Raw genomic sequence first — 12,044 nt, 5'->3', positions numbered from 1 at the left:
ATTACATCTATGTATTTTTCACTTAAATTCTATGTATTTTACTGTTTTAATATAGTATAAAATCTATTTTATGTGTAATCATAAGAATAGCTACTATTTTTTTGGAGGTGTTTGATGGATACTAAATATGTTATAATCCGATCAGATACAAAGTCTATATCAAAGCCTATGAGTAGAAATGAGGCTATTTTAAAAGTAAAAGAATATGACAAAGACGGAATATCTGCCTATATTGTTTCCGAAGATGAAGGAAATAGAATTATGAAAAGTGAATTTAATATACCTAAATGGTAACTATGTATTGAAAAAAGACAAAGAAAATCCTTTGTCTTTTTTGTGTCATTAAAATATCTCCTTAATAATAAATTTTATATATACAAGTTTAAGGAGGTATTTTATGTTTGTGTATAAAATTGCAAACAAAAATAATATTTACTTTAGATTTTTAATTCCTTTCTATACATATTTTTTTAGGTTTTCACTTCTTAAAAAGTTTGATTTATTATTCAATTCTTATATAGAAAATAGTGATGACTCTATAAATATATCTTTCATAGACTACTCTTTTGAAACATTTGATTTTATACCTGAATTTTCATTTAGATTATATCCTAAAAAAAATTGTATATACGTATCATCTGTTAAGCTCCCTAGTAATCTTCAGAGAGTTGGAATAGGAAGCTATTTTGTTCAATGGTTAAAACAGTTCGGTAAAATATTTGGTTTTGATTATATTTTTCTAAATTCTTATCAGTCTGCATATGGTTTTTGGACGAAAATGGATTTTAAAAAAATACCTTATGAATATCAAAAAAATTATATTCCGTAAGTTTTCACACTAATGTTTCCTGACATTTAAGCAAAAAGGCCTTTATATTTTCTCTCTCTTCGTTCATTTTTTCATCGGTCATTTGACCTCTTCCTAACCTATCACATAAAGATAAAAGGGCTATTTCATCTATAGAAACCTCTGACACCATTTTCTTTATATCTGCAAATGGAAGGTCTTTTACTACAAATAAAGTTTGCATATGCCACCTTACCATATTAGATACATCTTTTATAAAAATTTTATCATCTATAAAATGTTCTAAAAATTCTATAGTTAATTCTTTTCCTACAGTGTCATGCTCATATGATGTTATCTTTCCTTTTCTTACCTTTGTTGTTTTTCCTTTTCCTATATCGTGTAAAAGTGCAGCCCACATGAAAACTTTAGGATTTTTGCTATCTTCTTTTCTTTTTGCTGCATTATCTACAACAAGCATAGTATGGTTCCATACACTTCCTTCAGGATGGTGTACTGGAGATTGAGGTATTTTCTCTAAATCACTTATCAGATTAAATGGGTATTGTTTAAAGAGCTTTTCATTTTTTAATAAATAGTTAAAATATATAGAAGGCTTTTCATCATTCATTAGGTGATTTTCCATTTCTTTGAATAGTTTCTTTGACTTTTCCATAATGCATCTCCTTTTTTATTATATTTTTAACTTTTTTAATAAATTTTAGTCATTAGGTATTTATTTCTACTAGGAATTGGTTGTCTTGACTATGAATACACATTAGAGTAATATACAATTATACTTATTTTTGGAGGATCGTTATGTACTGGGATAATAAAAGATATAATTATTTGAGTGGTCATTTAAAGAAAATATTTGGATGTAAAGTAATTAAACTTTCTTTAAATGCAAATTTTACATGTCCAAATAGGGACGGTTCTATAAGTGATAAAGGATGTATATTCTGCAGTGAAAAAGGTTCTGGAGATTTTGCTGGATCTTCTCATTTTAGTATAAAACAGCAACTAAAAGAGCAAATGCAACTTCTTTCAAAAAAATGGCCAAGCGGAAAGTATATAGCATATTTCCAAAGCTTTACAAATACTTATGATACTCCTGAGAATTTAAGAAAAAAATATAATGAAGCTCTATGTTGTGATAACGTAGTTGGACTTGCTATAGCTACAAGACCTGACTGCTTATCTGATGATATTATTGATATTTTAGATGAATTCAACAAAAAAACTTATATGTGGGTTGAACTTGGTCTTCAAACCATACATGAATCTACAGCAAAACTTATAAATAGGGGTTATGATTTATCTGTTTTTGACAAAGCTATAAAAAAACTTAGAAAAAAAAATATAAATGTTGTTGTTCATCTTATTTTAGGTCTTCCTTTCGAAAGTAAAAATGATATAATTTCATCTGTTAAATATATTTCAAATTTAGACATTCAAGGAGTAAAGCTGCATCTTATGCATATTCTTAAAAATACACAGCTTGAAACTTTTTATAAAAATAATAAATTCCATGTTTTAACTCAAGATGAGTATGTTTCGTTGGTAGTTGATTGTCTGGAACTAATTCCTCCTGATATTGTTATCCATAGAATAACAGGAGATGGGCCTAAGGACTTATTGATAGAGCCTATGTGGAGTTTGAATAAAAGAGCTGTTTTAAATTCTATAGAGAAAGAGTTAAAAGATAGAAATTCTTATCAAGGTATAAAATACAAAAAGCCAACGATTTAACATTGGCTTTTTTATTATCCTAATATAGTTTTAAGGTCTTCATCAGGAGTTGAAATAGGAGTTATATTGAATTTTTCAACAAGTACTTGAAGTATATTTGGCGTTATAAACGCTGGAAGTGTAGGCCCTAGATAGATATTCTTTATATTTAAATATAAAAGAGTTAATAAAATAGCCACAGCTTTTTGTTCATACCAAGAAAGAATTAATGATAAAGGTAGGTCATTTACATCACAATTAAATGCTTCTGCTAGGGCCGAAGCTATTTTTATGGCAGAATATGAATCATTACACTGCCCCACATCTAACAGTCTTGGAAGCCCTGCAACTGTTCCAAAATCATACTTATTGAATCTATATTTTCCACAAGCTAGAGTGAGTATAACTGTATCACTAGGAGTTTTTTGTGCAAACTCTGTATAATAATTTCTTCCAGGTCTTGCACCATCGCATCCTCCTATTAAGAAGAAGTGTCTTATTTTTCCAGTTTTAACAGCTTCTATAATTTCACCTGCATGACTTAAAACTGCATTGTGACCAAATCCTACTAATATTTTCCTTTCTTGTTCATCTTCTTCAAATCCGCCTAGTTCAAGAGCCTTATTAATAATAGGAGTAAAATCTTTTTTACCGTTTATTTCTTGTATATGAGTTACTCCTTCATATCCAACTATACTAGTTGTAAAGATTCTGTCTTTGTAGCTTTCTCTTGGCTTCATAAGACAGTTTGTTGTCATTAGGATACATCCAGGTATTCCATCAAATTCATTTTGCTGTTCCTGCCATGCTCCACCAAAATTCCCTACAAGGTGTTTGTACTTTTTAAGTTCAGGGTATCCGTGAGCAGGAAGCATCTCACCATGAGTATAAACATTTATACCTTTTCCTTCTGTTTGTTCTAAAAGTTCTTTTAGGTCTTTCAAATCATGACCTGATACTATAATAAATGGCCCCTTCTTTTTACTAATTGATACTTCAGTTGGTTGAGGATGTCCATAAGCTTGCGTATTAGCTGAATCTAACATAGCCATACATTCTAAATTTGTTTTTCCAAGTTCCATACAAAGATTAAATAAATCCTCAACTGTCAAACTATCATCTATAGTAGCTGCTAATCCCTTGTAAAAGAAATTATTTACTTCTTCATCAAATTTCCCAAGCACGTAAGAATGATGGGCATAAGCTGCCATTCCCTTAAACCCATATATCAATAATTCTCTCAAAGAACGAATATCCATGTCAAGATCTTCATCTGCCATTATACCAATATTTTTAGCATCATTTAGCATCTCTTGTTTTGTTAAGGGCGCTCTGTAATCTGCTGCTTCAGGTACAGATCCTAAATCTCCTACCTTTGATTTTAATTCTTCCTTTACTTTATCAGCGTACTTTATATACTCTACAAATCTTTCTTCATCAAAGTTTACATTTGTTAAAGTAGAAAACATGGCATCTACCAAAAACTTAGTTGTTTCGCTGCAAATTTTTTCGCCTTTTTGTATAAGTTTTTGTCCGTAAAAACCTATGCCTTTTAATTGATGAATCAAAATATCTTGTAAATTTGCAACATCTGGTTCTTTCCCACAAACTCCTACTTTAACACAGCCCTTAGATCCTGCTGTTTGCTCACATTGATAGCAAAACATAGAGTTGTTCATGCTAATTCCTCCCTTTATTCTTGGGCTTCAAACTGATCCTTTCCTACTCCACATAAAGGACATACCCAATCTTCAGGAACATTTTCCCAAGGTGTTCCTTCTGATACTCCATTATCTGGATCTCCTAATTCCGGATCATATACATACCCACATACTACACATACATATTTTTTCATATTTAATTCCTCCTTGTTATTTTTATATTTTTTTGTCATTATTATTCATTATTATTTATTGCCATAATTTATATGTTTAAACATTTTTTGCACTAAAAAATTTTATTTTTTAATATTTTGATTCTCAGATAATATCTTTATTAACTTAGTTAACAAAGCAGTTCTTGGAATAATACTATTTAAGTTAATATATTCATCTTCAGTATGAACTCCACCACCTGTTGGACCTAATCCATCTAATGTTGGTATTGAAAGTGCACTTGTAAAATTAGCATCTGACCCTCCACCTGTAGATGCTTCTCCTATAGACATTCCTAATTCTTCACCTATCTTTTTTGCTATTTTATATAATTTTACGTTTTCTTCTTTTCTTTCCATAGGTGGCCTTTTGATTCCACCTTCAACAATCGTACTTGTTCCCTTTATATAGACCTCATTAGCTATTTTTCTTATATTTTCATCTATTTTCTGAGCTTGTTCTAGTGTACATATTCTTACATCTATAACTGCATCGCTATATGCAGGAACTGTATTAGATGCACTTCCTCCTTTTATTAGGCCTACATTTACAGTTGTTCCAGTTTCATAATTTGTAAGATTTGATATTTGTATTAACTTATGACAAAGTTCTATTATAGAGTTTGCCCCTTTTTTTAGATTTCCACCTGCACGAGAAGATTTTCCTTTTACTCTTATTTTATACTTTCCTATTCCTTTTCTAGACGTTACAACATCACCATTTTGCCTACATGCTTCCAACACAAGAACACAATCTGAATCTTTTGATATATTTTCTATAAGTTCTCTTGAGTATACTGAACTTATTTCTTCATCAGAGTTAAATAGTATCTGTATTGTTTTTACATCATCTTTATATAGTATATCTATTACTTTTAACGCAAAATAAATAGACGTTATGTCAGCTTTCATATCTATTATTCCTAGCCCAAAAGCCTTGTCATCTTCTATTCCAAACGGTCTTTTTTGTACTGTTCCATCCTGAAAAACTGTATCCATATGCCCTAAAAGTAGAATCTTTCCTGGTATTCTTCCTTTTCTAGTTATAACAGCATGATTTCCACATTTTTTTGAGGTATTATTTGTATTTTATAGTTTCCATCGAGTTGTTTAAACTTGTTTTATATTATTTCTAGTACTTTATTTACTCCTAAAATATTTAAACTGCCAGAATCCACATTTACTAAAGACCTTAACATATCTAAATAATTGTGATATTCTTCTTCTAAAATCTTTAATATATCCTCCAATATATTCCTCTCCTAATCAAAAAACCACTACAAATATAGTGGTTTTCAAGAATATGAAAAAACTACAGAAATACTTGCAACAATTTCTAACTGTCCTACCTCTATGGGTGTAGTATCACTTGCTAGTTTTAATGAATATGCTTCTCCTATGCTTTGTTCAGTTATACTAATAGGAATCTTATTAAGCTTAACTTCAAATGCTCTGGCTATTTCACTAGCCTTTGATTTGGCATTTTGTGCTGCTTTGTTCAGAGCTTTTTTGTAATAAACTTCTGGGTTTGAAAGTGAGAAACTTATATTTTCTACTATATTAGCTCCATTTTGTACTGATATATCAATTACTTTTCCTATTGAGTCTAGATCTTTTATTATTATTCTAAAAATATTTCTAACCTCATATCCTACAAATTCCTGTTTGTTATCTATAAATTCATATTTTCTATCTATAGAATATAATATTGTTCTAATATCTTCTTCTTTTACTCCTAATTTTTTTATATCATTAATAATTTTATTAGATTTTATCGCATTTTCTCTTTGAGCAAGCTGTACATCTTTATTTTCTGTGCTTACCCCTAGGTTTATAGTAGCTATATCTGGCCTTGCATACACACTTGCTCTTCCTTGAACAGTCATTGTATTACATTTATCTTTGTAATAGCTTCTATTATACTTTGGATAATATAAATTCATATCTTTACCCCTGCCTTATAATAGTTTATACATAGATTATATGCATGGGTTTATAGATTATGTTTTAGTATCTATAAATAGGTGAGTTGTAGTATTTTTGCTTTTCTCCTTTTATTTTTCTTACATTAATAAAACTTTCTATTTCTTCTATATATTTAGGGTCTTGTGCTAATCTTATTAAGCTTTTTAGATAGTAAAGATTTGTGGTCTTTGGTATTTTTTTATTAACTACTAAATCTATAGCTGTTTTAGCTGCATTAAAATTCTTTAAATGGGTATGTCCTTGTTCGAATTCCTTATTCATATTGTAAACTACAAACCCTTTTTTGATAGGAAATATTATAAATTCTCCTTTTTCATAAATTTTATTAAACATACCTCACCTCATCATTTATAATTTTTCTGTTCTTACTATAAATGATATTATATTAAGTGTATGCAAATTAAACATTTTTTGATCCTTTAACACATTTTTTACATAAAAAAAGCTATACTAAGAAACTTTTTAGCATAGCTTTTACAGAACTTCTAGGAAAAAGTTATGACTTCTTTTGAGTAACACAGAAAATCCATCTTCTCTCTCTACCACTTCAAATTCAAAATCCTTACCCTCTAAAATTTCTAATATATCCCTAACCTCGTCCTCAAAATCTACTAGCACTTCTATTAAACTATATTTATATTCGTTAAATACAGATTCTAATAAACTTTTTAGATCACTACAAGTCCTTTTTCTTGCATCTACAAGGTGATGTAACATACTGTCCTCCCCCATCTATTACCAAGCAGGATTATTGGAAAATTTTACGAATGTTTTTTCATTATTTTACCATCTAAGTTCTGTTTTGTAAATTAGAAAATAAAAATTGCCGAAATATGAATATATTTATTTTTATAGAAAAAATTAAACAGCCTTAGCCCAATGAAATATTGAGCTTTGGCTGTTTAATACAATTTTTATTATTTCCATTGTTACTTAACAGTATGCTTAAGTAGCATTTATTCCTTTACCACCAATTTTAAATCAACTGGAACAAAAGAATCTACTTTTTCTCCATTTATAACTTTATTAGCTACTTCAACCCCTAGTGACCCTATTTTTTCTGGTTGCTGAGCAACAGTAGCTGCCATTTTTCCTTCTTTTACTGCCTTTACAGCATCTTCAGTAGCATCAAATCCTACTATTAATATATTCCTTCCACTTCCTTCTATAGCTTGAAGTGCTCCTAAAGCCATTTCATCATTGTGAGCAAATATAGCATCTATCTGTGATTGAGCCTGCAATATATTCTCCATGACTGTTAGTCCTTTTGTTCTATCAAAATCTGCTGTTTGCCTTGCTACTACTTTTATTTGGCTTGATTCTAAAGCTTTGTTAAATCCATTTCCTCTGTCTCTAGCAGCTGAAGTTCCTGGTATTCCTTCTAATTCAACCACATTTCCACTTGCGCCCAGCTTTTCTATTATATACTCCCCTGCCATTTTTCCTCCTGCAATATTATCTGATGCAATATGAGATACTACTTGACCACCATTTGCTCCTCTGTCTAAAGTTATAACAGGTATATTAGCATTATTAGCTGTTTGAATAGCATTAACTACTGCATCTGAATCAGTTGGGTTTATAAGTATTAAAGCAACACCTTTTGTAACTAAATCCTCAACATTTGAAAGTTCTTTTGCAGGGTCATCTTGAGAATCTAAAACTATAAGTTCATATCCCAGCTCTTTAGCTTTTGCCTCAGCTCCTTCCTTTAAAGTTACAAAGAATGGATTACTAAGTGTAGATACTACAAGCCCTATTTTTTTAGTAGAATCGCCGCCTACACTCTCTTCTTGCCCACATCCCACTAATGTTCCTAAAGATAAAACTAAAATTAATAAGATTGAAACAATTTTTTTCATCTTTTATCCTCCTTTTAAAGTTAATGTATATCAAGGCATAGCCTTAATACCTAGTTTGTTTTCTATCTAGTAATACTGCTATTAAAATTACTATACCCTTAGCAATCATTTGATAATATGATGAAACATTCAGTAAGTTCAAAGCATTATTTAAAATACCTATTATAAGTGCTCCTACTATAGTCCCAGGTATTCCCCCTTGCCCTCCTGAAAGACTAGTTCCTCCTAATACTACTGCTGCAATAGCATCTAGTTCATATCCTGATCCTGCATTAGGTTGAGCTGAAAACAATCTTGAAGTTACTATTATCCCTGCAACGGTAGAAAGTATACCACTTATAGTATATACATATACTTTTGTTTTTGATGTATTTATGCCTGATAGCCTTGTTGCTTCTTCATTTCCACCAAGTGCATATATATATCTTCCAAGTCTTGTTTGAGTTAGTATAAAATAACATATGATAAATATTACTATCATTAAATATATAGGCATAGGAATTCCTAAAAATTGACCTGATCCTATCTTTGTGAAAGTAGCAGCATACTTACCATTCCCTATACTTATAGGCTTTCCATCAGTAAAAACTAAAGTTGCTCCTCTAAATATAGTCATAGTTGCTAAAGTTGCTATAAATGGCTGGATTTTACCCCTACTTATAATAAGTCCATTTAATGCTCCTACTAAAGCTCCAATAGTAATAGATACTAGTATAGCAATTATAAGGTTAGTTCCTGCTGATAATAAACTTGCACATATAGCTCCTGTAAATGCTAAAACGGATCCAACTGAAAGGTCTATTCCCCCTGTTAAAATTACAAAAGTCATACCCGCTGCTATTACAGCATTTATAGATGTTTGCCTCAATACATTGAGTATGTTAGCCACTGTTAAAAATCTAGGACTTAAAAACGAAACTATTATAGAAAATATAACCAATCCTATTATTGACTTAAATTTCATTATTTTTTCTTTATTCATAATTAGCCCACCATCCCAACTGCACTTTTCATTATTTTTTCTTGAGAGGCATTTGAAATATCAAATTCGCCACTTATCATTCCTTGATGAAGAACTAGTATTCTATCACTCATACCTAAAATTTCTGGCATCTCAGAAGATATCATTATTATTGCCTTTCCTTCTTTCTTAAGCTGATTTATCAGATCATATATTTCTTTTTTTGCTCCTACATCTACTCCACGTGTAGGTTCATCTAGTATCAATACTTTTGGATCTGTCATAAGTGCCTTTGCTATTGCAACTTTCTGTTGATTTCCACCACTTAGGTTTTTTATGATTTGGTTTATACTTGGCGTTTTTATAGACATTTTATCTATATAATTTTTTACATAATCTTCTTCTTTTGATTTATTTATTATAAACATTTTGTTTTGTAGTTTATCTAAAGAAGATATTGTCATATTCTCTTTTACAGAGAGTCCTAATATTAATCCTTGTGTTTTTCTATCTTCGCAAACATATACAATTCCATTTTCTATAGCAGATTTAGGAGAATTTATATCTACTTTTTTTCCTTCAACATATATTTGACCACTATCTTTTGATATAGCGCCATATATTGTTTTTGCAAGCTCTGTTCTTCCCGACCCCATAAGTCCTGCTATTCCAAGTATTTCTCCATTTCTAACGCTAAAAGTTATATCTTTTACATACTTGTTCGTAAGATTTTTTACATGAAATATAACATTACCTACTTCATTTTCTATCTTCGGAAATTGTTCTGTTAACTTTCTTCCAACCATCATCTCGATAATTTTATCTTCATTTAAGTTGCAAACCTTTTCACTTCCTGCAAATTTGCCATCTCTTAAGACAGTTACATCATCACATATTTCAAATATTTCTTTTAATCTATGAGATATATAAACTATTGCCTTATTTTCTGATTTTAGTTCATTAATAACCTTAAATAAGCTTTCTGTTTCTTTATCTGTTAATGCATCTGTTGGTTCATCCATTATTATTATTTTTGCATCAAGTGATAATGCTTTCGCTATTTCGACCATCTGCTGCTCTCCAATACTAAGATTGCCTAAAATCTCTTTTGGATCTCTGTTTACACCTAGCTTTTCTAATAAATAGCTAGATTCCTTATATAATTTATTCCAGTCTATTCTCCCAAATCTATCTACAGGCTCTCTTCCAAGAAATATATTTTCTCCTATAGTCATATTAGGAATTAAATTGAGTTCTTGATGTATTATAGCTATCCCTTTTTCTTGAGCATCTTTAGGTCCTTTTATTTCGTTTTTTTCTCCTTTATAAAATATCTCTCCCTCATCTTTTATGTATACTCCACTTAATATCTTCATCAATGTAGATTTTCCTGCTCCATTTTCACCAAGTAAAGCCATAACTTTCCCTTCATACAATTTTAAATTTACATTGTCTAAAGCCTTAACTCCAGGGAATACTTTACTTATTCCAACCATTTCTAATATAGGTTTATTCATATCATTTCACCTCTTAAAATACTACTCCTGACTTTAAAATTATATTTGCATAAGGAGTAAATTCACCAGTTCTAACTACCGCTAAGCATTCTTTAGTCATCTCTTTAAATTCTTCATGAGAAACTAAAGTTATTTTCACATCATGAAATCTATTAGACACTTCATTATACAAATCAGCACTTACAATTTTCATTTCATTAGCTATTATTACTTCTTCTACTTTTAACTCACTTAATATAGTATCTAGTGTCTCTAAAAAAGATGGAGTACCTTTTCTTAATGCTAAATCTATTCTATTTACATTCTTGGGAATTGGAAGCCCACTGTCACATACAACCATCATATCTGTATGGCCCATTTTAGATATAACATAAGATATTTCTGAATTTATCAAATATCCTTTTTTCATTTACTACTCCCCCTTAAAATTTAGTACATCTTCAAGATAAGGAAGTGAGCTTTGAGCTCCACATTTTGTAACAGTCAATGCACCTACTTTTGATGCAAACTCTATAGCCTTATCTATGTTATTATCATTAGATAAAGCAACCGCTAAGGCTCCTGTAAAACTATCTCCTGCAGCAGTTGTATCTATGGCTTTAACTTTAAACGATTTAAATCGTTTTATTGTATTGTTATTCATGTATAAACTTCCTTTTTCTCCTAAAGTAACAACAAGCTCTTTAACTCCCTTTTTTAAAAGTTTTCTGCCTGCTAAAACTATATCATCTTCATTTCTTATTTGAAATTCACTTAGAATCTCAAGTTCAGTTTCATTTGGAGTTAATAAATCTACATTTTTTATTATTTCATCGCTAAGCTTAGTTGCTGGAGCTGGGTTTAGTATTGTATATTTACCTAAACTTTTTGCTACCTTAAGCAGATAACTTACTGTCTTTAGTGGTATTTCCAGCTGTGTTACTACTATATTTGAGCACTTTATTGCATCTATACAATCGTTTATATCTTCTTCATTTAAATCATAGTTTGCACCAGGGGAAACTATAATTGAATTATCTGCGTCTTTATTGACTGTAATAAACGCTAACCCTGTAGGTATATCCTTCCTAATTTTTACAAAATCTGTGTTAACTTTGTCTTGTTTGAGTGAATTTATTAAACTTTGACCAAAATCATCATCTCCAACTTTTCCTATCATATTTACATTAGCCCCTAGTCTTGCTATGGCAACAGCTTGATTTGCTCCCTTGCCACCACAAACCTTCTTAAGATTTTTTCCAATAACAGTTTGACCAAGTTTAGGCATGTTATCTACATTGATAACAAGATCCATATTTAAACTTCCAACAACACATATACTATTCAT

General features: G+C 30.2%; 16 protein-coding genes. 3 read left to right on the top strand and 13 right to left on the bottom strand.

From position 1 onward, the window contains the following. Window positions 1–114 precede the first annotated feature (114 nt). Both JWYL7_RS04230 and JWYL7_RS04225 read left to right on the top strand, forming a co-directional pair. Window positions 115–294, top strand: coding sequence for a hypothetical protein (locus tag JWYL7_RS04230; protein ID WP_066069389.1), 180 nt, complete (start codon window positions 115–117; stop codon window positions 292–294). Between the two features lie 103 nt (window positions 295–397). After that, complete coding sequence (locus tag JWYL7_RS04225) at window positions 398–829, top strand: GNAT family N-acetyltransferase (RefSeq protein ID WP_066069386.1); 432 nt, start codon at window positions 398–400, stop codon at window positions 827–829. A gap of 4 nt (window positions 830–833) precedes the next feature. On the opposite strand, the gene JWYL7_RS04220 is transcribed toward JWYL7_RS04225, so the two are convergent. Next, the gene (locus tag JWYL7_RS04220; protein WP_066069383.1) at window positions 834–1,463 is read right to left on the bottom strand and encodes an HDIG domain-containing metalloprotein; all 630 of its coding nucleotides are present in this window, start codon (window positions 1,461–1,463) and stop codon (window positions 834–836) included. 143 nt (window positions 1,464–1,606) lie between these two features. On the opposite strand from JWYL7_RS04220, the gene mnmL reads away from it, so the two are divergent. After that, on the top strand, window positions 1,607–2,539 hold the full coding sequence (mnmL, locus tag JWYL7_RS04215; RefSeq protein ID WP_066069380.1) for a tRNA modification radical SAM protein MnmL/YtqA: 933 nt from the start codon (window positions 1,607–1,609) through the stop codon (window positions 2,537–2,539). Between the two features lie 14 nt (window positions 2,540–2,553). Here the strand turns inward: mnmL and hcp are convergent, their stop codons facing one another. The 12 genes from hcp to rbsK form a co-directional block, all read right to left on the bottom strand. After that, complete coding sequence (gene hcp / locus JWYL7_RS04210; RefSeq protein ID WP_066069377.1) at window positions 2,554–4,197, bottom strand: hydroxylamine reductase; 1,644 nt, start codon at window positions 4,195–4,197, stop codon at window positions 2,554–2,556. 14 nt (window positions 4,198–4,211) lie between these two features. Next, a complete protein-coding gene (gene rd, locus JWYL7_RS04205) occupies window positions 4,212–4,373 on the bottom strand; it encodes a rubredoxin (protein ID WP_066069374.1) in 162 nt (53 codons plus the stop codon). 102 nt (window positions 4,374–4,475) lie between these two features. After that, window positions 4,476–5,408 carry a M20 family metallopeptidase gene (locus tag JWYL7_RS04200; protein WP_331722136.1) on the bottom strand — a complete coding sequence of 311 codons (933 nt, stop codon included), beginning with the start codon at window positions 5,406–5,408 and terminating at the stop codon, window positions 4,476–4,478. Window positions 5,409–5,512: 104 nt separating this feature from the next. Next, window positions 5,513–5,641: a hypothetical protein gene (locus tag JWYL7_RS10770; RefSeq protein WP_331721849.1), complete on the bottom strand. Its 129-nt coding sequence runs from the start codon at window positions 5,639–5,641 to the stop codon at window positions 5,513–5,515. A gap of 45 nt (window positions 5,642–5,686) precedes the next feature. Continuing rightward, window positions 5,687–6,334, bottom strand: a complete 648-nt coding sequence (locus tag JWYL7_RS04195; RefSeq protein ID WP_066069368.1) for an SIMPL domain-containing protein — start codon at window positions 6,332–6,334, stop codon at window positions 5,687–5,689. Window positions 6,335–6,398: 64 nt separating this feature from the next. Beyond that, window positions 6,399–6,710, bottom strand: a complete 312-nt coding sequence (locus JWYL7_RS04190; protein ID WP_066069365.1) for a hypothetical protein — start codon at window positions 6,708–6,710, stop codon at window positions 6,399–6,401. Between the two features lie 141 nt (window positions 6,711–6,851). Continuing rightward, the gene (locus tag JWYL7_RS04185) at window positions 6,852–7,094 is read right to left on the bottom strand and encodes a sulfurtransferase TusA family protein (protein ID WP_066069362.1); all 243 of its coding nucleotides are present in this window, start codon (window positions 7,092–7,094) and stop codon (window positions 6,852–6,854) included. A 239-nt stretch (window positions 7,095–7,333) separates the two neighbouring features. After that, entirely contained in the window at window positions 7,334–8,239 is a 906-nt protein-coding gene (gene rbsB, locus JWYL7_RS04180; protein WP_066069359.1) for a ribose ABC transporter substrate-binding protein RbsB, read from the bottom strand. A 43-nt stretch (window positions 8,240–8,282) separates the two neighbouring features. Further along, on the bottom strand, window positions 8,283–9,221 hold the full coding sequence (rbsC, locus tag JWYL7_RS04175) for a ribose ABC transporter permease (protein ID WP_066069356.1): 939 nt from the start codon (window positions 9,219–9,221) through the stop codon (window positions 8,283–8,285). A 2-nt stretch (window positions 9,222–9,223) separates the two neighbouring features. Next, on the bottom strand, window positions 9,224–10,717 hold the full coding sequence (gene rbsA / locus JWYL7_RS04170; RefSeq protein ID WP_066069353.1) for a ribose ABC transporter ATP-binding protein RbsA: 1,494 nt from the start codon (window positions 10,715–10,717) through the stop codon (window positions 9,224–9,226). 13 nt (window positions 10,718–10,730) lie between these two features. Next, window positions 10,731–11,126 carry a D-ribose pyranase gene (gene rbsD, locus JWYL7_RS04165; protein ID WP_066069350.1) on the bottom strand — a complete coding sequence of 132 codons (396 nt, stop codon included), beginning with the start codon at window positions 11,124–11,126 and terminating at the stop codon, window positions 10,731–10,733. 3 nt (window positions 11,127–11,129) lie between these two features. After that, entirely contained in the window at window positions 11,130–12,044 is a 915-nt protein-coding gene (gene rbsK, locus JWYL7_RS04160) for a ribokinase (protein ID WP_066069347.1), read from the bottom strand.

Origin of the sequence: Alkalithermobacter thermoalcaliphilus JW-YL-7 = DSM 7308 (assembly GCA_001584565.1) — a bacterium.
Classification (GTDB): Bacteria; Bacillota; Clostridia; order Peptostreptococcales; family Peptostreptococcaceae; genus Alkalithermobacter; species Alkalithermobacter thermoalcaliphilus.
Note: the sequence above shows the minus strand (reverse complement) of the source record. Positions and strands in the feature narration are given on the sequence as shown.